Origin of the sequence: Microbacterium sp. NPDC055988 (genome assembly GCF_042269505.1) — a bacterium.
Taxonomy (GTDB): domain Bacteria; phylum Actinomycetota; class Actinomycetes; order Actinomycetales; family Microbacteriaceae; genus Microbacterium.
On the sequence record NZ_JBHJXY010000001.1, the window covers coordinates 1861215 to 1884473 of the forward strand.

A 23259-nucleotide genomic window follows, 5' to 3' on the forward strand; every position below is an offset into this window, starting at 1 on the left:
GCGATCTCGGAGCAGCGGGAAAGCCGGGTTGTGGATGCAGAACCTGAACGCGCGGCGATGTGCACGAGGAGTGGCTCGCGTACCATGGGATGATGGACAACTTCTGGCTCGCCGCGGCCTGGTCGCTTCTGCCGACCATCGGAGTGAGCGTCGTGTTCGTCTTCGTGCTCCGCGGGATCCTCCGCTTCGACCGCACGGAGCGCAAGGTCCACGCCCAGATCGAGGCGGAGGAGCGCGCGGCCCGGGGTCTTCCGCCGCGCGTCTGAGTCCCACCCATCCGCTACTGTGAAGCCAGCGCACCGGCATCGGCGCGCTCCCGGGGTGATCGTCACCGCGGTGGGGAGGGTGCACGATGACGGCAGAGACCTGGGGCTGGTGGTTCGCCGCCTTCCTGCTGGTGCTCGACATCGTCATCCGCGTCACGGCGATCATCGTCATCCCGCGCAATCGTCGCCCCACCGCCGCGATGGCCTGGCTCCTCGCCGTGTTCTTCATCCCGTTCGTCGGAGTCTTCCTGTTCCTGTTGATCGGAAACCCGCGACTGCCGCGCGCGCGTCGACGCAAACAGGACCAGATCAACGAGTACATCGCCGAGACGAGCGAGCACCTGCACTTCGGGACGCTGCGCCCGAACGCCCCCGCCTGGTTCGGTCCGATCGTCCAGATGAATCAGAGGCTCGGGGCGCTTCCGCTCTCGGGTGACAACGGCGCGCACCTGATATCCGACTACCAGGAGTCCCTCGACGAGATGGCCGAGGCCATCCGCACCGCCCAGGACTACGTGCACGTCGAGTTCTACATCCTCCAGTCCGACACATCGACGGACAACTTCTTCCGGGCGCTCGAAGAGGTGTCCGAGCGCGGCGTCGAGGTGCGGGTACTTCTCGACCACTGGGCCAACCGCGGCAAGCCCCGGTACCGGCAGACCATCGCCCGACTCAACGCGATGGGCGCGGACTGGCACCTGATGCTGCCCGTGCAGCCGCTCAAGGGCAAGATGCAGCGTCCCGATCTGCGCAATCACCGCAAGCTGCTCGTCGTCGACGGCAACATCGCCTTCCTCGGATCGCAGAACATCACCGACTCGACGTACAACCTGCCGAAGAACATCAAGCGCGGGCTGCACTGGGTCGATCTCATGGTCCGCCTCGACGGCCCTGTCGTGCTGAGTGTGAATGCGATCTTCGTCGCCGACTGGTACAGCGAGACCGACACGGTGCTCGAGGGGATAGACATCGCCCACGCGAACATCGGCTCGGGGGACCTCGACTGCCAGGTGGTTCCCTCGGGCCCGGGGTTCGAGGTCGAGAACAACCTGCGCCTCTTCCTCGGGCTGCTGTATGCGGCGAAGAAGAAGATCATGATCGTCAGCCCCTACTTCGTCCCCGACGAGGCGCTGCTGCTCGCCGTGACCGCGGCCGTCGATCGCGGTGTCCACGTCGAGCTCTTCGTCTCGGAAGAGGGCGACCAGGCGATGGTCTACCACGCCCAGCGCAGTTACTACGAGGTGCTGCTCAAAGCCGGCGTCCGCATCTGGATGTACCGCAAACCGTACATCCTGCACACCAAGACCCTCACGATCGACGACGAAGTCGCGGTCATCGGCTCCAGCAACATGGACATGCGCTCCTTCGGTCTGAACCTCGAGGTCTCGATGCTGGTGCGCGGCGAGGAGTTCGTGAAGGAGATGCGCGAGGTCGAGGACAAGTACCGCTCGCTCAGCCGCGAGCTGACCCTCGAGGAGTGGATGCAGCAGCCGCTGCGCTCGACCGTGCTCGACAACCTCGCCCGCCTGACCTCCGCCCTGCAGTAGTCTGCACGGCGCGTCCGGGCTACCGGGGCGATCTGCCGGCGGGCTACCCTGTGAGCATGACCTCTGCGCTTCGTCCCCTCGCCTCCGCCGTCGGCCTCATCGCCGCAGCGTTCCTCGTCGCGGGATGCACCGCCGGCCCCGGTTCCGACGCCCCGTCGAGTTCGCCGGCTCCCGGTGCGGGAGACGTCGACGACCAGAACGACTTCGAGGGCGCGCTGCTCGACGACGGCCGCATGTTCGCCGTCATCACCGTGGGCTCGTCGACGTGCGTGCCGCAGGTCGATCAGGTCACGGCCGAGGGGCAGACCGTCACCGTGACGCTCGTCGACCCCGAGGGCGAATCGCCGAAGCCGTGCACGAAGGATCTCGCTCCGCGGGCGAGCCTCGGCGCGCTGCCGGAGGGCGTCGACCCGAAGTCGGACATCACCCTGAACGTGACATACGGCGACCTCACCGACGACGTCGACCTCGACGGTGACCCGGCCGCCACCGGCACCCCGGGAACCACGACCGAGTTCCAGCCCTCCGCCGCCTGGCTCGACGACGACGGCCTCGTGCTGCTCACCTGGGGATCTTCGACCTGCCTGCCGCAGATCGAGTCTCTCGAGGGCGCGGGAAACACCGGAACCGCGTACTTCGTTACCGACGAGAATCAGGTCTGCACGATGGACATGGCGCCCCGTGCGACGCTGCTCGCGTTCGGCGAGGACACGGTCGACGACGACGGCACCTTCACGCTGACGCTGGTCGGCGGCGGGCTCGACGGCACGGTAGAGGTCCGCTGACCCCTGCGGGTAACCGTGGAGATCTTCTGGGCCACGCTCGTCTTCTTGGCCGGGCTCAGCGTGATGATGGTGATCAAGCGACGTAAGCGCTGACGGGCGCCGCTCCGCCTCAGAGCATGTGCACCGGGTGGCCGGGCGGCAGCGCGAGCAGCAGCGCGCCGGGGTCGGCCCAGCACGTGATGCGCACGGCGGTGCCGAACTCGTCGCCGTCAAGCTCGATCGGGATCGGTGCGGGAGCGGCGGCCTCGGCCGCGGTCCCGTGGAAGTAGTGCACCGACGCGTTCTTGCCGCGACGCTCGAGCACACGGCGACCCGCACGGAAGCGCCGCAGCACGGAGTTGTCCCACCAGATCTTGCGCCACACCGCGAACCAGCCGAGCACCCCGGTGGGCTGGATGACGGCGATGTCGAGGGCGGCATCCGTGATCGACGCGTCCGGGATGAGGGCGATGCCGGCAGGAAGCGTGCCGCAGTTGGCGAAGAGCAGACTGTAGGCGCGGTGCGAATGCAGTCGCCCCTCATCGATCTGGTACACGGCACGGAAGGGCTTCGCGCGGGGGAGGGAGCGGGCTGCACCGTCGACGTAGGCGATCCACCCCACGGATTTCTTCAGGTCCGAGCGGGTGTTCGCGATCATGTCGGCGTCCAGCCCCATGCCCGCCAGCACGACGAACGCGTGCTCCTCCTCATCGCCGTTCTCACGGGTCAGCCGCGCGCGACCGATGTCGATCGGGTGGCGGAAATCGCCGAGGGCCGCACGGATCATCTCGGCCGGATCGGCGAGCGGCAGGCCGAGATTGCGCGCGAGCAGGTTGCCGGTGCCGCTCGGCAGGATCGCCAATGCCACTCCGGAGTTCGCGATCGCCTCCGAGACGGCGCGCACGGTCCCGTCGCCGCCGGCGACCAGCACGACATCGACGTTGCGCGCGAGCGCCTGCGCGGTCGCGCCCTGCCCGGCATCCTCGATCGTCGTCGGATAGAAGGCCGGGTGGTCCCATCCGGCCTCGCGCGACAGATCGCGAACGGTCTCGCGCAGATTCTTGCCGTCGACCTTGATCGGGTTGTAGATGAGCGCCGCCTGTCGGAGAGCGGGGGCGCTGGTGGTCATGGCGCTACTCTAAACCGGGACGCGGCCGGGTCGCTCACCCCGATCGGGTGAGGCGGAGGGGCCGCTCGGCACCGCGGCACCGCACCGTAGACTTGGGAGATGATCGACCTCGCACTCCTCCGCGAAGACCCGGAGCTCGTCCGCCGTTCACAGGCTGCCCGTGGAAACGACCAGAGCACCGTCGACGTCGCACTCGAGGCCGATCGATCGCGCCGGGCCGCACTCTCCGCGTTCGAGGAGCTGCGTGCCGAGCAGAATGCGTTCGGCAAGCAGGTCGCGAAGGCTCCCAAGGAGGAGAAGGCCGCCCTCGTCGCGCAGGCGAAGGACCTCGCCGAGCGCGTGAAGCAGGCGCAGCACGCGTCGAACGAGGCGGCGGAGGCGGCATCCGCAGCTCTCGCCCGCATCGAGAACGTCGTCATCGACGGCGTCCCCGCCGGCGGCGAAGCGGACTTCGTCGAACTGCGACGGGTGGGCGAGGTGCCCGCATTCGACTTCGAGCCGCGCGACCACCTCGAGCTCGGTGAACTCCTCGGCGCGATCGACATGGAGCGCGGTGCGAAGGTCTCGGGCGCGCGCTTCTATTTCCTGCGCGGCATCGGGGCGCGCCTCGAGATCGCCCTCATGAACCTCGCGCTCGACAAGGCCCTGCAGAACGGTTTCGTACCGCTGATCACGCCGACCCTCGTGCGCCCCGAGATCATGCAGGGCACCGGGTTCCTCGGCGAGCACGCCGACGAGGTCTACCACCTCGACAAGGATGACGACCTGTACCTCGTCGGAACCAGCGAAGTCGCGCTCGCCGGGTACCACAAGGACGAGATCGTCGACCTCGCCGACGGCGCCCTCCGCTACGCGGGCTGGTCGACCTGCTACCGCCGCGAAGCGGGTTCGCACGGAAAGGACACCCGCGGCATCATCCGGGTGCACCAGTTCAACAAGCTCGAGATGTTCGTCTACACGACCGCAGAAGAGGCCGAGGCGGAGCACCTGCGCCTCGTCGCGTTGCAGGAGGAGATGCTCACCTCCCTCGGGCTCGCCTACCGCGTGATCGACGTCGCCGCGGGTGATCTCGGCTCGAGCGCGGCACGCAAGTACGACATCGAGGCGTGGGTGCCGACGCAGGGGGCGTTCCGTGAGCTCACCTCCACGTCGAACTGCACCACCTTCCAGGCGCGCCGACTCGACGTGCGGCACCGTCCCGCGGTCGATGCGGCGGATGCTGCCGCTCAGGGCGCCGCGAAGACGCAGCACGTCGCCACTCTGAACGGAACGCTCGCCACCACGCGCTGGATCGTCGCGCTGCTCGAGACCCACCAGCAGGCTGACGGATCGGTGCGCGTGCCCGAGGTGCTGCGTCCGTACCTCGGCGGGCTCGAAGTGATCCAGCCCCTCGGCGACGGGCGGGCAGCCCGGTGACGGGCCCCTGGCTGGTCGGGCTCGACGTCGACGGCACCATCCTGCTGCAGGACGAGACGATGAGTCCGGGCGTGCCCGAGGCCGTCGCCCGCGTGCGCGATGCAGGACACGTGGTGACGATCGCGACCGGGCGCAGCTGGATGGCCACGCGACGCTACGTCGAGGAGCTCGGGCTCACGGCCGACTACGTGATCTGCTCCAACGGCGCCGTGACGATGCGCCGCGACGGCGAAGACTGGGAGCGCTGGAACGTCGAGACCTTCGACCCGACTCCCGTGCTCGGACTGCTGCGCGACCGTCTTCCTGACGCCCGGTACATGGTCGAACTCGCCTCGGGGCAGCGGCTGTTCACCGAGCAGCTCGACGACTGGACGCTCGACGGCGGACGGCAGGTCGACTTCGACGAACTCGGCGCGCTGCCGGTCTCCCGCATCGTGGTCGTGTCGCCCGGACACGACGAGGACGACTTCCACCGCCTGGTCGCGGACGCCGGCCTCAACGAGGTCTCCTACGCGATCGGGTGGACCGCGTGGTTGGACATCGCCCCGCAGGGCGTCGACAAGGGCACCGCGTTGGAGCAGGTGCGCACCGAGCTCGGGCTCGACGGCGGGCGCATCCTGGTCGCCGGCGACGGGCGCAACGACATCGGCATGTTCGGGTGGGCGCGCGCACTCGAGGGGCGCGCCGTGGCGATGGGGCAGGCCCCCGACGAGGTGAAGGACGCCGCGAGCGAGGTCACCGCCGATGTCGAGGACGGCGGGCTGGCGCAGGCGCTCGACACGCTTCCAGCGCCCGCCCAGGTCAGCGCGGGAGAATAGAACTCGGCTAGACTCACGCCTTGTCGACAGATGCGTCTGTCGAGGAGGGTTGTCCGAGCGGCCGATGGAGCTGGTCTTGAAAACCAGTGGGCAGAGATGTCTCGTGGGTTCGAATCCCACACCCTCCGCACAGTGAGCACGGTGACCCCGCACCGGTGCTGAATCCGAAAGGGTCCGAGTGAGCGACAACCCCCGACGCCGCCGCACCATCGCACGACACGGTCAGCTGGAGACGCCGAGCTCGCTCAGCCAGCTGCTGAAGTTCATCGCGATCGGCCTGGCCGTGGTGCTCGTCAGCGGATTCGGCGTCGGCGTCTACATCGCGTACGACTTCTCGAGCACCGTCGCGGCGAACGCCGTCGATCTGGAGGGCCAGGAGGTCGTCCCGCCGGACATCGGCGAGTACGAGAGCGGCTTCAACCTCGTCCTCACGGGAGTGGACACCTGCGAGGAGAAGTACAAGGACCTCTTCGGCGACCGGTGCACCGGGGGCGATGCCGAGGGCACGCTCAACGACGTCAACCTGCTGGTGCATGTCTCTCAGGAGCCCCGCCGGATCACCGTCGTCAGCTTCCCGCGCGACCTGATGCTCCCGATCCCGGAGTGCACCGACGACGAGGGCAACGTCCACTCGGCGATGAGCAAGCAACCACTCAACACGGCGTACACGGACGGCGGCCTGAACTGCGTCGTCAAGACGATCTCCGAGCTCACCGGCCAGGAGGTCCAGTTCGCGGCATCCGTGACCTTCGGCGGAGTGATCGAGATCACCAACGCCATCGGGGGTGTGGACGTGTGCCTGGCGAACCCGATCAAGGACCGCTACACCGGTCTGGACATGGCCGCGGGAACGCATACCGTCGAGGGCCTTCAGGCGTTGCAGTTCCTTCGCACCCGTCACGGTGTCGGCGACGGCAGCGACCTCGGCCGCATCGGCAATCAGCAGCAGTACATGTCGAGCCTCGCCCGCAAGATGATCAGCGGCGAGGTGCTGGGCAACGTTCCGGTCATGCTCAAGCTGGCGAACACCGCGCTGAGCAACCTCGAGGCGAGCACGTCGCTCGCGAACAACCCGATGACGCTCGTGCAGATCGCGCTCGCCGTGAAGTCCGTCCCGTTCGAGGACATCGTCTTCGTGCAGTACCCGACGGGTGCCGATTACGCCGACCCGAACAAGGTCGTCCCCAACGAGGAGGCGGCCGCGGCTCTCTGGGACGCGATCGAGGCGAACGCGCAGCTGCAGATCACGCACGAGAACAACATCAACGACGGTGTCGTCGTGCAGGAGCCGACGGAGCCGACCGCGCCGACCGAAGAGGCGACGCCCGATCCCTCCGCCACCCCGGAGAACGTCGTGGCGCTGCCCGACTCGATCAAGGGCAACTCGGCTGCTCAGGAGACCTGCTCCAACGGCAACGTCCGCTGAGACCAGACCGCAACGGCGCAACCCGCTTGCGCAGTCTTGCAAGAACTTGCGTACACTGACCCCATGTCGAAGCGACTCGCCGAGGTGGCGCGCAAGGTCGGTGTGAGCGAGGCCACGGTCAGCCGGGTGCTGAACGACAAGCCCGGCGTCTCCGATGCCACCCGTCAGGCGGTGCTCACCGCGCTCGACGTGCTCGGCTATGAGCGCCCGACGAAGCTGCGCGGCGAACGCGCTCGCCTGGTCGGTCTGGTGCTGCCCGAGCTGCAGAACCCGATCTTCCCTGCCTTCGCCGAGATCGTCGGGGGCGCGCTCACTCAGAACGGGTACACCCCGCTGCTGTGCACGCAGAACGCCGGCGGGGTGACCGAGTCGGACTACGTCGACCTGCTCCTCGCGCAGCAGGTGTCGGGGGTGATCTTCCTCGGCGGGAACTACACGCAGGCGGACGCCGCGCATGAGCACTACGAGCGGCTGCGCCAGGTGAACCTGCCGACCGTGCTCGTCAACGCCCGCGTCCCCGACCTGCAGTTCGCGACCGTCTCGACCGACGATGCGGCCGCGGCCGAGCAGGCGGTCCTGCATGTGCACCAGCTTGGGCACCGCCGCATCGGCCTGCTGCTGGGGCCGGCAGACCACGTGCCTTCGCAGCGCAAGCTCGACTCCGCCCGCCGACTGCTCGAGAAGCTCGGAGCGCCGCTGTCGGACGACCTCGTCGTGCGGGGCATGTACTCCCTCGAGTCGGGACAGGCCGGTGCGGCGCGACTCTTCGCCGCCGGAGCCACCGCCATCGTGTGTGCGAGCGATCCGATGGCACTCGGTGCCGTGCGTGCCGCACGTCGCGCAGGGCTGTCGGTGCCGGGAGACGTGAGCATCGTCGGTTTCGACGACTCGGCGCTGATGAGCTGCACCGAGCCGCCGCTGACCACGGTCCGGCAGCCGATCGAGTCGATGGGTCGGGCCGTCATCGCACTGCTGCTCGCGCAGATCGCCGGCACCTCCCAGCCGAGCGATGAGCTGCTGTTCGAGCCCGAGCTGGTGCTGCGCGCCTCGACGGGTCCGCTGACCTGACCTGATCCCGACGGAGGAGGCCTCTTGCGCTCGCAAGATATTGCAAAATTCCAACAAACTGTTTAGTTCTTGCATCAAACGTTTGGAAAAGCTACATTCGACTCATCGCCACCGACGACGAGGAGATCCGTGGACACCGACGTTCTGCGCACGGCTGCACCCGCACGCACGCTGACCATGCCCGCGGGCGAGGGATGGTGGCGCACGGCGGTGATCTACCAGGTGTACGTACGCAGCTTCTCGGACGGCAACGGCGACGGGATCGGCGATCTCGCCGGCGTGCGCTCTCGGCTGCCCTACTTGAAGAGCCTCGGTGTCGACGCCCTCTGGTTCACGCCCTGGTATGAGAGCCCTCTCGCCGATGGCGGGTACGACGTGCAGGACTACCGGCGGATCGACCCGCGCTTCGGTTCGCTGGAGGAAGCGGAGCAGCTGATCGCCGAGGCGCTCGAGTACGGCATCCGCACGATCGTCGACATCGTGCCGAACCACATCTCGGACCGGCACGACTGGTTCCAGCAGGCCCTGGCGGCGGAACCGGGGAGCCCGGAGCGCGAGCGCTTCTGGTTCCACCCCGGTCGCGGCGCGGACGGCGAGGAGATGCCGACGAACTGGGTGTCGAGCTTTCAGGGCGAGACGTGGACGCGCACGCGGAACGCAGACGGCACGCCGGGGGAGTGGTACCTGCACCTGTTCACGCCCCAGCAGCCCGACCTCAACTGGAACCACCCGGACGTGCGCCGCGAGCACGAGGACGTCCTGCGCTTCTGGTTCGACCGCGGAGTGGCCGGCGTGCGCATCGATTCAGCCGCCCTCCCGGTCAAGGATCCGACGCTGCCGGACCTCCCCACCGGCACCGCGCCGACGTCAGGGCATCCGCACATCGACCGCGACGAGCTGCACGACATCTACCGCGACTGGCGTGCCGTAGCCGATGAGTACGACGGCGAGCGCGTGCTGGTCGGAGAGGTCTGGCTCGACGACGCGGAGCGCTTCGCCCGCTACCTGCGCCCTGGCGAGATGCATACCGCCTTCAACTTCGGGTTCATGACGCAGCCGTGGAGTGCTCAGGCGATGCGCGACTCCATCACGCGCACCCTCGCCGAGCACGCCCCCGTCGGTGCCCCCGCGACCTGGGTGCTCTCGAACCACGACGTCACGCGGCCGGTCACCCGTTACGGGCAGGCCGATTCGTCATTCGCGTTCGAGCGCAAGAGGTTCGGCACCCCGACCGACGCGGTTCGGGGCGTGCGTCGGGCCCGCGCTGCCTCGCTGCTCGTCGCCGCCCTCCCCGGCAGCCTCTACATCTACCAGGGCGACGAGCTCGGTCTCCCCGAGGTGGAGGTGCCGGTCGATGCGATCGAGGACCCCATGCACTTCCGCTCCCGGGGTGTCGACCCGGGACGCGACGGATGTCGGGTGCCACTGCCCTGGGCGGGAACAGCGACACCCTACGGCTTCGGCGGTACCCCGTGGCTTCCGCAGCCGGACGACTGGGCGACGCTCACCGTCGAGGCGCAGGACGCCGACCCCTCCTCGACTCTGAACCTGTACCGCGCGGCGATCGCCCTGCGCACACGTATCGCCGACTTCACCGGGAGCGACCTGGAGTGGTTGGAACTCGGAGCGGACGTCCTCGCGTTCCGCCGTGGCGACGGAACCGTCAGCATCACCAACCTGGGTGTCGTGCCGGTGCCTCTCCCCGCGCATCACGAGGTGCTCCTCTCCAGCGCCCCGCTCGACGGTGCGCTGCCCCCTGATTCCACCGCCTGGCTCGCGCTCCGCCCGTCGGCGGTCGCGCCGCGAGCGACCGACTAGCCCTGCACCACCCGATCAGCACCACATGGAAGGACACAGACAATGAAGTCACCGATGAAAGCTCTCGTCGCCGGCGTCGCCGTGCTCACGACGGTCGGCGCGCTCGCCGGCTGCACGTCGAGCGGGAGCGACGACAGTGCCGACGGCAAGACCGAGCTGCGCGTCGCGACGTTCCCCCCGGGAGCGGATGCTGCCGCCTATGAGGCGTTCGCCGAACAGGAGAAGCAGTTCGAGAAGGAGCACCCCGACATCGACATCGTGGGCGTCGAGTACGAATGGGAGGGGCCGACCTTCGCCGTGCAGCTCGCCGGCGGAAGCCTGCCCGACGTCTTCACCGTGCCGTTCACCGACTCCAAGACGCTGCTCGAGAACGGCCAGCTGATGGACGTCACCGACGCCATCGACGAGCTCGGCTACACCGACAAGTTCAACCCGATCATCCTCGACGGCGTCACGGGCGACGACGGCAAGATCTACGGCTTCCCGCGCCAGGCGTATGCGGCCGCACTGCACTACAACCGCGACCTGTTCGAGCAGGCCGGGCTCGACCCCGACAACCCGCCGGAGACGTGGGACGAGATCCGCGAGGCGGCCAAGGCCATCACGGACGCCACGGGCAAGGCCGGCTACGCGCAGATGGCGATCAACAACACCGGCGGGTGGCAGCTGACCTCGCAGACCGTGGCGCGCGGAGGCCGCACGCAGACCGACAATGGCGACGGCACGGCCGAGTCGACGATCGACAACGACGCGACCAAGGCCGCCCTGCAGTTCCTGCACGACGTGAAGTGGGAGGACAACGCCTTCGGATCCAAGGTCGACCTGGACTGGGGAACCATCAACCAGGAGTTCGCGGCCGGCAACATCGGCATGTACACCTCGGGTTCCGACATCTACACCGCGCTCGTGCGTGACTTCGGCATGGACTCGGCGATCTACGGCATGACGGTCGTCCCGATGGAGGGCGACGACCCCGGCACGCTCGGCGGCGGCGACATCGCCGTGATCAGCCCCACGGTGGATGAGGCGACAAAGGCCGCCGGCGTCACCTGGATCGACTGGTACTACATGCAGAAGTTGATGGACGAGGATGCGGCGGTCCTCGACGCGAAGACCCTGAACGAGTCCGGCCAGGCGGTCGGAACCCCGCTGCTCCCGGTGCTGAGCCGCGAGCTGTACGACGAGTCGCAGGAGTGGATCGCCGACTACATCAATGTGCCGGTCGATCAGATGGCGCCGTTCAGCGACCGCATCTGGGACCAGACGCCGGTCGGTGAGCCGAAGGTGAAGACGCAGGAGGTGTACGCGCTCCTCGACACCGCGGTGCAGACGGTCTTGACCGATCAGAACGCAGACATCGACGCCCTGCTCGCCCAAGTGCAGACCGATGCGCAGGCGAAGCTCGACGAGTAACACTTCATGACGATGACGCTCCCCGAGCAGCGGGCGGCGGTGGAGGACTCTCCGCCGCCCGCTGTGCGCACCTCCCGTCGCCGCTCGCCGCTCACATGGTTCCGCGGCGGCGGGCTCGCGAACCTCCTGTTCGTGCTCCCCATGCTGTTCGTGTTCGTGTTCTTCTCCTGGTCGCCGATCGTGCAGTCCGTGATCATGAGCCTGCAGAAGACGAACCTGATCGTCTCCGAATGGGTCGGGTTCGACAACTACCTCGCGGTGATCGGCGACCCCGAGCTCGGTCGCGCCGTGATCAACACGCTGTGGTTCGCCGTGCTCGCGCTGCTCTTCGGGTTCCCGCTGCCGCTGCTGATGGCCGTGCTGATGAGCGAGGTGCGCCGCGGCAAGGGCATCTACTCGGCCCTCGCCTACCTCCCGGTCGTGATCCCGCCCGTGGTGGCGGTGCTGCTGTGGAAGTTCTTCTACAGCGCCGACCCGTCCGGCGTGTTCAACACCGTGCTCGGTTTCATCGGCATCCCGCCGCAGCCGTGGATCCAGGACGCGGTGCAAGCCATGCCGTCGCTCGTGCTCGAAGCCACGTGGGCGGGAGCCGGCGGGTCGATCATCATCTACCTGGCCGCTCTCCTCGGCGTGCCGCCCGAGCTCTACGACGCGGCCGAGGTCGACGGTGCCGGCATCTGGAAGAAGGTCTGGCACGTCACGCTGCCGCAGCTCCGCGGCATCCTCTTCATCATGCTGATCCTGCAGGTGATCGCCACCGCGCAAGTCTTCCTCGAACCGTTCCTGTTCACCGGGGGTGGGCCTGCCGGAGCGACCAAGACCGTGTTGCTGTACATCTACGACAAGGCATTCCGCAACAGCTTGGGCGGCGACTACGGCGAGGCGACGGCCGTCTCGGTGCTGCTCGCGATCGTCCTCGCTCTGCTCTCCTGGCTGTACTTCAAGCTGACCGACCGTTGGAGCACGACGTGAGCCTCACCACCCGCCTCTCGACCCGTGCTGCCGAGAAGGCGGCGGAGAAGGCCGCCGACCTCTTCGGCGATCGCACGGTCATCTCCGACTCGGAGCGCCGTCGCCCCGGCATCCGCGTCGGGATGTCCCTCACGCACGTGTTCCTCGCGTTCGGTCTGGTCGTCGCCGGTCTCGGCCCGATCCTGTGGCTGGCGAAGTCGGCGATCACCCCGACGCAGGACACTCTGCAGCAGCCGTTCGCGCTGTGGCCGAACGGCATGGACTGGGAGAACCTGTCGACCGCGTGGAACGACATCCACATCGACCAGTACTTCTTCAACACGGTGATCATCGCGCTCGGCGCCTGGTTCGTGCAGCTGTTCATCGCGACGACGGCGGGCTACGCGCTCTCGGTGCTGCAGCCGAAGTACGCGCCGATCCTGAACGCCCTGGTGCTGGCGACCCTGTTCATCCCGGGGATCGTGCTGCTGGTGCCGCTGTACCTGACGATCGTGCACCCGCCGCTGCTGGGAGACGTGAGCCTGCTCAACAACTACCTCGCGGTGTGGCTGCCGATGGGGGCGAACGCCTTCAATATCCTGCTGGTCAAGCGGTTCTTCGACAGTCTTCCCCGCGAGGTGTTCGAGGCCGCGCGCACCGATGGCGCCGGGCCCTTCCGGCTCTTCTGGTCGATCGTGCTGCCGATGTCGAAGCCGATCCTCGGCGTGGTGTCGGTGTTCGCGATCATCGCCGCCTGGAAGGACTACCTCTGGCCCATGCTCGTGCTGCCGGATCCGTCGGTGCAGCCGCTGTCGGTCCGTCTGCCGGCCGTGCAGTCGCAGACCGAGCTCGATGTGTTCCTCGCGGCTCTCGCGATCGCCACACTGATCCCCATCGCGATGTTCCTGCTCTTCCAGTCGGTGTTCCTGCGCTCGGCCGGCCTCGGGGGAGCGGTGAAGGGGTAACGCCCTCGCGAGACCCCCGACTCGCGTCGAGACCCCGTCTTTTCTGCGCAGACAGGGCGGGGTCTCGACACGAAAGCGGGGTCTCGGGTCAGCCGGTGGTCGAGCGCCGCACGATCAGCTCGGGCGGGAAGACGGTCTGCCGGGGGATGCTCTCGGGGTCGGAGGCCTCTTCGAGCACGATGCGCAGCGCGGTGCGGCCGATCATCCGACTGGGCTGGCGGATCGACGAGAGCGGCACCGCGGCGGCGGCGGCGAAGGGGATGTCGTCGAACCCGATCAGCGCGATCTCGTCCGGGACGAGCACCCGCCCGCCGGCGACGAGCGACTGCAGCAGGCCGAGCGCCAGCAGGTCGTTCGCGGCGAACAGTGCGTCCGGCCATTCGCGGCGCGGGCGGGTGAGCAGCTTCGCGCCGGCGGCAGCCCCCTCCTCCACCGTCATAGCCGAGGTGGGCACGACTTCGAGGTCGACGTGCACCGAGGCGTTCTCAGCGGCGGCGCGCGCCCCGGCGAGCCGGTCGGTGACCTGGCGCATGTCGAAGGGGCCGCCGACGAAGGCGATGCGTCGTCGTCCCGCCTCGATCAGGTGTTCGACCGCCAGCCGCCCTCCCGCGACGCTGTCGACGGAGACCGATGAGAATCCGCTGTCGGCGCTGAACCTGTCGACGAGCACCGTCGCGATGCCGCTGGCGCGGAAGCGGCGCAGCTGCGTCATGACATCGCCGTAGGGAGCGATCAGGAGACCGCGCACCTGCTGTTCGCGGAAGAGGTCGAGGTACACCTTCTCGCGAGACGGGTCGTCGTCGGTGTTGCCGTAGAGGATCGCGATGCCGTGGCTGGACGCCTCGTCCTCGGCTCCGCGCACCACGTCGCTGTAGAACGGGTTCTGCCCGTCGAGGACCACGAAGCCGACGGTCGTGCTGATGCCGGCGCGCAGCTTCCGCGCGGCGTCGTTGCGCACGTACCCGAGTTCCTCGATCGCGCGGCTCACGCGTGCCACCGAATCGCTGGAGACCTCCTCCGGACGGTTGAGGACGTTCGAGACGGTGCCGACGGACACCCCGGCGCGGAGGGCGACATCGCGGATGCTGACCGGCACGTCCGTCCTCTCGTCGTCGGGTGGATCACGGTTCGGGCATCAGGGGTTGACCTGCGGCCCGCATCACATACACTAGCCTGAAACCTACCTGAATCGATTCAGGTTGATTCATTCCGAACATCATCCCCCTCAACGGAGAGGAAAGCCAGTGGTCGACGAAGCACCCGTCCGCAGTGCTCCCCCCACAGCGCTCGAGCTGCACCGTGTCGTGAAGTCCTTCGGACCCGTGATCGCGCTCCGCTCCGGAAGCCTCACGCTGCAGGCGCGGTCCATCCACGCCCTCATCGGCGAGAACGGCGCCGGCAAGTCGACGCTCGTGAAGATCATGGCCGGGCTCTACCGCCGCGACTCGGGCGACTTCCGTCTGCACGGCGAAGACGTCGACTTCACGAGCACGGCCCAGTCGAAGGCCGCGGGCATCGCGGTGATCTATCAGGAGCCGACGCTCTTCCCCGACCTCTCCGTCACCGAGAACATCTTCATGGGACGGCAGCCGACGGGAGCCCTGGGCCGTATCGATCGCAAGGCCATGCGCACCGAGGTCGATCAGATCTTCCGCCGCCTCGGCGTCGCGCTCGACCCCGACCGCATCACCGAGGGCCTCTCGATCGCCGACCAGCAGATCATCGAGATCGCGAAGGCCATCTCCCTCGACGCCAGCGTGCTGATCATGGACGAGCCGACCGCGGCGCTCAGCGGGGTCGAGGTCGATCGGCTGTTCGCGGTCGCGCGGAGCCTGCGCGACGAGGGCCGCGCGATCCTGTTCATCTCGCACCGCTTCGACGAGGTGTTCGACCTGTGCGACACCGTCACCGTGATGCGCGACGGCGCCTACATCGACACGACGCCCATCGCCGAGACCACGGTCGACGACCTCGTTCGGCAGATGGTCGGCCGCGACGTCACCGAGCTCTTCCCCAAGCAGGAGGCCGAGATCGGCGATCCGCTCCTCGAGGTGCGCGGGCTCACCAGCCCCGGTGTCTTCCATGACATCTCCTTCACGGTCCGCGCGGGCGAGATCGTCGCACTCGCCGGACTCGTCGGCGCCGGCCGCAGCGAGGTCGCCCGCGCCGTGTTCGGCGTGGACGGCTACCGCGAGGGGGAGGTGCGGATGCTCGGGGTCGGTGTTCCGCGCCGCAGTCCGACCGCCGCGATGCGCAGCGGCCTCGCCCTCGTCCCGGAGGACCGTCGCAAGCAGGGCCTCGTGATCGATGCGAGTGTCGGCGGCAACATCACGCTCGCCATCCGCCGCAATCTCGCCAAGTGGGGCCTGATCACCACCGGCATGGAGAACCGTGCGGCGAAGGTCTGGGCGTCTCGCCTCGAGGTCAAGACGCACGCCCTCGACACCGTGTCATCGACGCTCTCCGGTGGTAACCAGCAGAAGGTCGTTCTGGCGAAGTGGCTGGCCACCGATCCGCGAGTGCTCATCATCGACGAGCCGACCCGAGGGATCGACGTCGGCACCAAGTCCGAGGTGCACCGGCTGCTCTCGCAGCTGGCGGGTGAGGGGATGGGGATCCTGATGATCTCGTCCGAGCTCCCCGAGGTGCTCGGGATGGCCGACCGGGTGCTCGTCATGCGCGAGGGCCGGATCACCGCCGAACTCGACCGCGAGGACGCCACCAGCGAGAACGTCATGTTCGCCGCCACGCACGCATCGGAGCAGCACGCATGAGCACCACGGCACTGGCGACACCCGCTCCCACCTTCGCGAAGAAGCCCGGCGGCATCGGTCGCGCGCGCGAACTCGGCATCTTCGCCGCCCTCGTCCTGGTGGTCATCGCGGCCACCGTGAAGAACCCGAACTTCCTGTTCAGCGCCGACGGCTGGCGCGACCTGCTGCTGACTCCGTCGATCCTCGTGCTCGTCGCGGTCGGACAGGCGATCGTCATCATCACCCGCAACGTCGACCTCTCGGTCGGCTCGGTCATGGGGCTCACCGCCTTCCTGACGGGACGGCTCTTCATCGACGTCCCCGGCATCCCGATCCCGATCGTGGTCATCGCCGCCGTGATCTTCGGCGCCCTTCTGGGCCTGGTCAACGGTGCGCTGGTGGCCTTCGCCAAGGTGCCGGCGATGGTGATCACGCTCGGCACGCTGTATGCCTACCGCGGCATCAACGTGCTGTGGACCGGCAGCGACCAGGTGCACCCCTCCGATCTGCCGAAGGACTTCCTGCGCCTGGGAACCCAGCAGATCCTCACGATCCCGGTGCTCTCCATCGTCGCCATCATCGTCCTCGCGCTCGCCGCCTGGTACATGCGCAACACTCGCGGCGGCCGCGAGTACTACGCCATCGGCTCCGACCCGGCAGCCGCCGAGCTCTACGGCCTGAAGACCACCCGCCGGGTGCTCAGCGCATTCGTCCTCTCCGGGGCACTGGCGGGACTCGCCGGTGTCTTCTACGTGACGCGGTACGGGTCCGTGAGCTCGCAGGTCGGATCAGGCTGGGAGCTGGATGCCGTCGGTGCGGCCGTCATCGGCGGCATCGCGATCACGGGCGGCGTCGGCTCCGTCTGGGGTGCGGCGATCGGCGCGATGCTGCTGATGACCATCAACCGGGCCCTGCCCATCCTCGGCATCCCCGACTTCTGGCAGCGCGCCGTGGTGGGTGTGCTCATCATCGGAGCGATCGTGCTCGACCGGCTGCTCGCCGTACGACAGAGACGGCAGCTCATCGAGGCAAGGGACGAATCATGACCACGACCACCACCACCTCGGGGGTCCGCGTGATCCGGGACTACGACCAGCCGCTGTGGCGGCGCATCCTCATCAACCGCGAGTTCGCCATCATCGGCCTGCTCGTGCTGGTCGTGCTCGTGTCCGCCGTGTCGATCCGCGGGTTCGCGCAGCCCATCACGGTCAACTACCTGCTGCTGGACGTGGCGCCGATCCTGCTGATCGCCCTGCCGATGACCCTGGTCATGATCACCGGAGAGATCGACCTCTCGGTCGGATCGATGGTCGGCCTCGCCAGCGTCGTCACGGGTGTGCTCACCGAATCGGGTGCGCCGTTCGAGGTCGCCGCGCTGGCCGCGCTCGCGGTCGGCGTCATCGGCGGAGCGTTCAACGGCTTCCTCGTCACGGTCGTGGGGCTGCCATCGCTCGCCGTCACCATCGGCACCCTGGCGCTGTTCCGCGGACTGGCTGTCGGCCTGCTCGGGACCACTGCCGTGACCGACTTCCCGGAGATGTGGACGGCATTGGCGAAGGCCAAGATCGCCGGTACCACGATCCCCTACATCGTGATCCCGTTCCTGATCCTGCTCGCGATCTTCGTCGTGATGCTGCACTTCACTCCGTTCGGCCGGGGCATCTACGCGATCGGACTCTCGAAGGACGCGGCCCGATTCTCCGGAGTGCACGTCGAGCGGACGAAGTTCATCCTCTTCATGCTCTCGGGTGTGGTCGCGGCGTTCGCCGGCATCTTCTACACACTGCGCTTCGGCAGTGCCCGCGGCGACAACGCCACCGGGCTCGAGCTCCAGGTGATCGCCGCCGTGGTCCTCGGCGGGGTATCGGTGTTCGGCGGCCGCGGTCACCTGCACGGCGTCGTCGCGGCGGTGCTCCTGATCGGGGTGCTCGGCAGCGGGCTCCGTCTCGCCGGCGTCACCTCCGACGTCATCAACATCATCACCGGTGGCCTGCTGATCTTCTCGGTCGTCGCAGCCAGCGTCCTCGCCTGGGCGCAGCGCGTCCGTGCGAAGGCTGGACCACCACCCCGCGTCGCAGCCTCTCCCGCACCATGAGGCAGCCTCTCGCCGTCGGCATCCGCCTGCGGTGATCATCACGAAAGGAAGAACAATGACGTTTGCACGCAAGAGGGTCTCGGCGTTCGCCGCCGTGGCCGTCGCCGCAGCGCTCGTGCTGACCGGCTGCGCCGACACCGGCAGCGGGTCGGGCGACGCAGGCTCCGGAGAGGGCGGCGGATCCGACAACCTGTCGATCACGTTCCTGCCCAAGAACCTCGGCAACCCGTACTTCGACACCTCCAGCGAGGGCGGCAAGAAGGCCGTCGAGGAGTTCGGCGGCACGTTCGCCGAAGTCGGCCCGGCCGAGGCCACCCCCGACGCCCAGGTGAGCTACATCAACACCGCCACGCAGCAGGCGGTCGGCGCGCTCGTCGTCTCGGCGAACGACCCGAAGGCCATCTGCGACGCGCTCAACGAGGCACGGGATGCGGGAGTGAAGGTCGTCACCTTCGACTCCGACACCAACCCGGAATGCCGCGACCTGTTCATCAACCAGGCCGACTCCGAGGGCATCGCCAAGGTGCAGATCGACCAGATCGCCGAGCAGATCGGCGGCGCGGGCGAGATCGCCGTCCTGTCGGCATCGGCCAACGCCACGAATCAGAACGCCTGGATCGAGCTCATGAAGGAGTACGTCGCGAGCGACTACCCCGACATCACGATCGTCGAGACGGTCTACGGCGACGACGACGACCAGACCTCGTTCGACAAGACGGCGGCCCTCCTGCAAAGCCACCCCGAGCTGAAGGGCATCGTCTCACCGACCACGGTCGGCATCGCGGCCGCGGCGCGCTACCTCTCGACGTCGGACTACAAGGGCAAGGTCGCCCTGACGGGACTCGGTACGCCGAACCAGATGCGCGAGTACGTCGAGGACGGCACCGTCACCTCGTTCGCACTGTGGAACCCGGCCGACCTCGGCTACCTGTCGGCCTTCGCGGCCAAGGCGCTCGTCGAGGGCGAGATCACCGGCAAGGAAGGCGACACCTTCGAGGCGGGTGACCTCGGCGAGTACGAGGTCGGCGCAGACGGCGTTGTCCTGCTGGGCGACCCGTTCGTGTTCGACGCGGACAACATCGGCGACTTCGACTTCTGAGTCGCGTCGCAAGAGGGCGTCGGGGCTTCGGCTCCGGCGCCCTCTTCGTGTGGAACGCGGCGGGGACCCCCGGGGAGCGCGGGTCGGTGCGGGTCAGCGGGGGTCGAAGCGAGCCGGCGTGTGCGTCGCCGCGACCACGGCGCGCAGTTCCTCGAGCGATGCGGGCGCGGCGCCCAGAGCGCGCGCCTGGACGAGCACGTTGCCCAGGGCCGTCGCCTCGACCGGGCCCGCGAGCACCGGCAGGCCCGTGCGGTCGGCGGTGGCCTGGCACAGCAGCCGGTTGAGAGATCCGCCGCCCACGAGATGGATGCTGTCGAGCTCGCGGCCCGACAGATCGGCGGCCGTCCGGACCGCGCGAGCGAACGCCGCGGCGATCGACTCGACGATGGAACGCGCGAACGCCGGTCGCGGTTTCGGGGCGCGGTCGCCGAGGAGCGCCGCGATCCGTCCCGGCATGTCACCGGGCGCGCTCAACGACGGGTCGTCGGCATCGAACACGGGCACGTCGCCGGAGACCTCGGATGCCGCAGCGAGCAGCTCCGGCAGATCGATGGCCCCGCCGTCCTCGGCCTCCCAAGCGCGCACCGTCTCGCTGAGCAGCCAGAGCCCCGTGACGTTGTGCAGGAACCGGTAACGGTCGTCGACGCCGAGTTCGTGGGTGAAGTTCGCGGTGCGCGCGGCATCCGTCAGCACCGGCTGCGTGAGTTCCACCCCGACCAGGCCCCACGTGCCGCACGAGATGTACGCGGAGGCAGGGCTGGAGAGGGGAGCGGCCACGACGGCCGATGCGGTGTCGTGCGAGCCGACCGCGATCACGGGCAGGGCGGCCCCGATGCGGGCGGCGAGCTCCGGGCGGAGAACGCCGATCGTCGTGCCGGGGTCGACGAGCCGCGGCAGGATGCGGGTGGCGATGCCGAGGCGGTCGGTCAGCGCCGTGTCCCATTCGCCGTCCGTGACACTCAGCAGGCCGGTGGTCGAGGAGTTCGTGCGCTCGGCCGCCGCGACGCCCGTGAGCAGGAAAGCGATGAGGTCGGGGATGAGGAGCGCGGTGTCGGCCTCGGCGAGGCGCTCGTCGACGCGGTACTGATACAGCGTGTTGAACGGCAGGAACTGCAGTCCGTTGCGCTGATACAGCTCGGCGAACGGGACGATGTCGTGCACCTCGTCGACGCCGCGAGCAGAGCGCTCGTCGCGGTAGTGGAAAGGCTCTGCGAGCAGCGCACCGTCTTTCAGCACGCCGTAGTCGACGGCCCACGAGTCGATGCCGATGCTCTCGATACGCGGTTCGCGGCGGACGGCCTCGGCGAGTCCAGCCACGACGTGCTCGTACAGGGCGTCGAAGTCCCAATGCAGTCCGTCTTCGCGCTCGACCGGTCCGTTCGGGAACCGCGACACGAGCTCGAGGTCGAGCCGCCCGTCTCCGATCCGCCCGATCATCACGCGCCCGCTGGTGGCGCCGAGGTCGACGGCGACGACTGCTCGGACGCTCATCGGCGTCCTCCGCTCGTCGAGTGCACGGCATCCGCTCGAGTGCACGGCCAGGCGACGTGAACAGGGCGTGCCTTCGGCGTGAAGCCGTGCACTCGACAAACGCGGGTCATCGCAGGAACGCCGCGGCGACGCCGGAGTCGACGGGGATGTGCAGCCCCGTGGTGCGGCTGAGCTCGGGTCCCGTGAGCACGTACACCGCGTCGGCGACGTTCTCGGGGACGACCTCGCGCTTGAGGATCGTGCGATTGGCGTAGAACTGGCCGAGGTCCTCTTCGGCGACGCCGTAGGTCGCGGCGCGGTTGGCGCCCCAGCCCGAGGCGAAGATGCCGGAGCCGCGCACGACGCCGTCGGGGTTGATGCCGTTCACCCGGATGCCGAACTCACCGAGCTCAACTGCGAGCAGCCGCACCTGGTGGGCCTGGTCGGCCTTGGTCGCGGAGTAGGCGATGTTGTTCGGCCCGGCGAAGACCGAGTTCTTCGACGAGATGTAGATGATGTCGCCGCCGAGCTTCTGGTCGATGAGCACGCGTGCGGCGGCTTTCGACACGAGGAACGAGCCCTTGGCCATGACGTCGTGCTGCAGGTCCCAGTCGTTCTCGGTCGTCTCCAGGAGCGGCTTCGAGAGCGACAGTCCGGCGTTGTTCACGACGAGGTCGACGCCGCCGAACGCGAGCACCGCTTCGTTCAGCGCGGCCTGCACGGCATCGGCATCCGCGACGTTCGCGGCGACACCGATCGCGACATCCGTGTTCCCGAGCTCCGCGGCGGCGGCCTGGGCCTTCTCGAGGTCGAGGTCGGCGATCACGACGCAGGCGCCCTCGGCGGCGAGGCGGGTGGCGATGGCCTTGCCGATTCCGGATGCGGCGCCGGTGACGAACGCGATGCGGCCCTGGTGCGTCTTCGGCTTCGGCATGCGCAGCAGCTTGGCCTCTTCCAGCGCCCAGTACTCGATGTCGAACTTCTCGGCGTCCGAGATGGGCGCGTAGGTCGACAGCGCCTCGGCACCGCGCATCACGTTGATCGCGTTCACGTAGAACTCGCCGGCGACCCGGGCGGTCTGCTTGTTCGCCCCGTAGGAGAACATGCCGACGCCGGGGACCAGCACGATGAGCGGGTCGGCGCCGCGGATGGCGGGCGACTCGGCGGTGGCGTGCGCGTCGTAGTAGGCCTGGTAGTCGGCGCGGTACTGCTCGTGCAGCTCGTGCAGCCGCGCGATCTGCTCCTCGGCGGATGCCGTGGCCGGCAGGTCGAGGATCAGCGGCTTGACCTTGGTGCGCAGGAAGTGGTCGGGGCAGCTGGTGCCGAGAGCGGCGAGCTCTGGTGCCTTCTCGGATGCCAGGAACTCGAGGACCACGTCGGCGTCGGTGAAGTGTCCGACCATCGGCTTGTCGGTCGACGCGATGCCGCGGATGGTGCCGGCGAGGGCGGCCGCACGCTCGCGGCGCTCGGTCGCGGCCAGAGCCTCGAATCCGGCGCGGACGCCGCCGAACGGCTGAGCCTTGCCCTGCTCGGCGATGTACTGGGCGGCGGTGTCGATGATCCAGAGCGAGTTCGCCTCGGCCTCTTCTGAGGTATCGCCCCAGGCCGTGATGCCATGGCCGCCGAGGATCGTGCCGATCGCCTGCGGGTTCTGGGCCTTGATCGCGGCGATGTCGAGTCCGAGCTGGAAGCCGGGACGACGCCAGGGTACCCACACGACCTTGTCGCCGAAGATGGTCGTCGTCAGCGCCTCGCCGTCGGCCGCCGTGGCGATCGCGATGCCGGAGTCGGGGTGCAGGTGGTCGACGTGTGCGGCATCCACGAGGCCGTGCATGGCGGTGTCGATCGAGGGGGCGGCGCCGCCCTTGCCGTGCAGGCAGTAGTCGAACGCGGCGACCATCTCGTCTTCACGGTCGAGGCCCGGGTACACGTCGACCAGTGCGCGCATGCGGTCGAGGCGCAGCACGGCGAGGCCGCTCTCGGTCAGGGTGCCGAGGTCACCGCCGGAGCCCTTGACCCACATCAGCTCGACCGGCTGCCCCGTCACGGGGTCGGTCTCGGTGCCCTTGGCGGAGGTGTTCCCGCCGGCGTAGTTCGTGTTCTTCGGGTCGGCGCCGAGGCGGTTCGACCGGGCGATCAGGGCGGCGGCGGTGGGGTTCGTCATGACGGATTCCTTCGATGGGCGGCGGCGCCGCGGGAGTTCAGGGAGTGGGCACCGGGAGCGCGAGGATCGGTGTCTCGCGCTCCCGATGAGTCGGAGT

General features: G+C 68.4%; 19 protein-coding genes and 1 tRNA gene. 16 read left to right on the forward strand and 4 right to left on the reverse strand.

Going from position 1 to position 23259, the window contains the following annotated elements:
• Positions 1 to 92: 92 nt before the first annotated feature.
• From ACFC14_RS08910 to ACFC14_RS08920, 3 genes are all read left to right on the forward strand, one after another.
• A complete protein-coding gene (locus ACFC14_RS08910) occupies positions 93 to 266 on the forward strand; it encodes a hypothetical protein (protein WP_167381640.1) in 174 nt (57 codons plus the stop codon).
• A gap of 86 nt (positions 267 to 352) precedes the next feature.
• Positions 353 to 1813, forward strand: coding sequence for a cardiolipin synthase (gene cls / locus ACFC14_RS08915; RefSeq protein WP_376103153.1), 1461 nt, complete (start codon positions 353 to 355; stop codon positions 1811 to 1813).
• Between the two features lie 56 nt (positions 1814 to 1869).
• The gene (locus ACFC14_RS08920; RefSeq protein ID WP_376103156.1) at positions 1870 to 2598 is read left to right on the forward strand and encodes a hypothetical protein; all 729 of its coding nucleotides are present in this window, start codon (positions 1870 to 1872) and stop codon (positions 2596 to 2598) included.
• Between the two features lie 109 nt (positions 2599 to 2707).
• Here ACFC14_RS08920 and ACFC14_RS08925 read toward each other — a convergent pair whose 3' ends face one another.
• Positions 2708 to 3706 carry a diacylglycerol/lipid kinase family protein gene (locus ACFC14_RS08925; protein ID WP_376103159.1) on the reverse strand — a complete coding sequence of 333 codons (999 nt, stop codon included), beginning with the start codon at positions 3704 to 3706 and terminating at the stop codon, positions 2708 to 2710.
• A 99-nt stretch (positions 3707 to 3805) separates the two neighbouring features.
• Here ACFC14_RS08925 and serS point away from each other — a divergent pair, with 99 nt between their 5' ends.
• The 9 genes from serS (at position 3806) to ACFC14_RS08970 (ending at position 13581) form a co-directional block, all read left to right on the forward strand.
• Complete coding sequence (gene serS / locus ACFC14_RS08930) at positions 3806 to 5122, forward strand: serine--tRNA ligase (RefSeq protein WP_376103161.1); 1317 nt, start codon at positions 3806 to 3808, stop codon at positions 5120 to 5122.
• The gene (locus ACFC14_RS08935; protein WP_376103164.1) at positions 5119 to 5940 is read left to right on the forward strand and encodes an HAD family hydrolase; all 822 of its coding nucleotides are present in this window, start codon (positions 5119 to 5121) and stop codon (positions 5938 to 5940) included. Before serS ends, ACFC14_RS08935 begins: the two co-directional genes overlap by 4 nt.
• A gap of 43 nt (positions 5941 to 5983) precedes the next feature.
• Positions 5984 to 6068 (forward strand) — tRNA-Ser (locus tag ACFC14_RS08940).
• 50 nt (positions 6069 to 6118) lie between these two features.
• The gene (locus tag ACFC14_RS08945) at positions 6119 to 7366 is read left to right on the forward strand and encodes an LCP family protein (RefSeq protein ID WP_376103167.1); all 1248 of its coding nucleotides are present in this window, start codon (positions 6119 to 6121) and stop codon (positions 7364 to 7366) included.
• 63 nt (positions 7367 to 7429) lie between these two features.
• Entirely contained in the window at positions 7430 to 8434 is a 1005-nt protein-coding gene (locus tag ACFC14_RS08950; protein WP_376103170.1) for a LacI family DNA-binding transcriptional regulator, read from the forward strand.
• Between the two features lie 177 nt (positions 8435 to 8611).
• On the forward strand, positions 8612 to 10252 hold the full coding sequence (locus ACFC14_RS08955; RefSeq protein WP_376107146.1) for a glycoside hydrolase family 13 protein: 1641 nt from the start codon (positions 8612 to 8614) through the stop codon (positions 10250 to 10252).
• Between the two features lie 42 nt (positions 10253 to 10294).
• Positions 10295 to 11665, forward strand: a complete 1371-nt coding sequence (locus ACFC14_RS08960; RefSeq protein ID WP_376103172.1) for an ABC transporter substrate-binding protein — start codon at positions 10295 to 10297, stop codon at positions 11663 to 11665.
• 6 nt (positions 11666 to 11671) lie between these two features.
• Complete coding sequence (locus tag ACFC14_RS08965; RefSeq protein WP_376103175.1) at positions 11672 to 12637, forward strand: carbohydrate ABC transporter permease; 966 nt, start codon at positions 11672 to 11674, stop codon at positions 12635 to 12637.
• On the forward strand, positions 12634 to 13581 hold the full coding sequence (locus tag ACFC14_RS08970; protein ID WP_376103178.1) for a carbohydrate ABC transporter permease: 948 nt from the start codon (positions 12634 to 12636) through the stop codon (positions 13579 to 13581). Before ACFC14_RS08965 ends, ACFC14_RS08970 begins: the two co-directional genes overlap by 4 nt.
• An 88-nt stretch (positions 13582 to 13669) precedes the next feature.
• On the opposite strand, the gene ACFC14_RS08975 is transcribed toward ACFC14_RS08970, so the two are convergent.
• Positions 13670 to 14677 carry a LacI family DNA-binding transcriptional regulator gene (locus ACFC14_RS08975; RefSeq protein ID WP_215068028.1) on the reverse strand — a complete coding sequence of 336 codons (1008 nt, stop codon included), beginning with the start codon at positions 14675 to 14677 and terminating at the stop codon, positions 13670 to 13672.
• 148 nt (positions 14678 to 14825) lie between these two features.
• Between ACFC14_RS08975 and ACFC14_RS08980 the strand changes: the two genes are divergently transcribed.
• Genes ACFC14_RS08980 through rhaS form a run of 4 tightly spaced genes read left to right on the forward strand, consistent with a single transcriptional unit; the run spans position 14826 to position 19528 of the window.
• Complete coding sequence (locus ACFC14_RS08980; protein WP_376103181.1) at positions 14826 to 16355, forward strand: sugar ABC transporter ATP-binding protein; 1530 nt, start codon at positions 14826 to 14828, stop codon at positions 16353 to 16355.
• Complete coding sequence (locus ACFC14_RS08985) at positions 16352 to 17380, forward strand: ABC transporter permease (RefSeq protein ID WP_376103183.1); 1029 nt, start codon at positions 16352 to 16354, stop codon at positions 17378 to 17380. The genes ACFC14_RS08980 and ACFC14_RS08985 overlap by 4 nt, the downstream gene beginning before the upstream one ends.
• Entirely contained in the window at positions 17377 to 18429 is a 1053-nt protein-coding gene (locus ACFC14_RS08990; protein ID WP_136040954.1) for an ABC transporter permease, read from the forward strand. Before ACFC14_RS08985 ends, ACFC14_RS08990 begins: the two co-directional genes overlap by 4 nt.
• A 55-nt stretch (positions 18430 to 18484) precedes the next feature.
• Positions 18485 to 19528, forward strand: a complete 1044-nt coding sequence (rhaS, locus tag ACFC14_RS08995; protein ID WP_376103186.1) for a rhamnose ABC transporter substrate-binding protein — start codon at positions 18485 to 18487, stop codon at positions 19526 to 19528.
• Between the two features lie 93 nt (positions 19529 to 19621).
• Here the strand turns inward: rhaS and ACFC14_RS09000 are convergent, their stop codons facing one another.
• Together ACFC14_RS09000 and ACFC14_RS09005 are read right to left on the reverse strand one after the other, a co-directional pair.
• Positions 19622 to 21019, reverse strand: coding sequence for a rhamnulokinase family protein (locus tag ACFC14_RS09000; RefSeq protein ID WP_376103188.1), 1398 nt, complete (start codon positions 21017 to 21019; stop codon positions 19622 to 19624).
• 106 nt (positions 21020 to 21125) lie between these two features.
• The gene (locus ACFC14_RS09005) at positions 21126 to 23162 is read right to left on the reverse strand and encodes a bifunctional aldolase/short-chain dehydrogenase (protein WP_376103191.1); all 2037 of its coding nucleotides are present in this window, start codon (positions 23160 to 23162) and stop codon (positions 21126 to 21128) included.
• Positions 23163 to 23259: the final 97 nt, after the last annotated feature.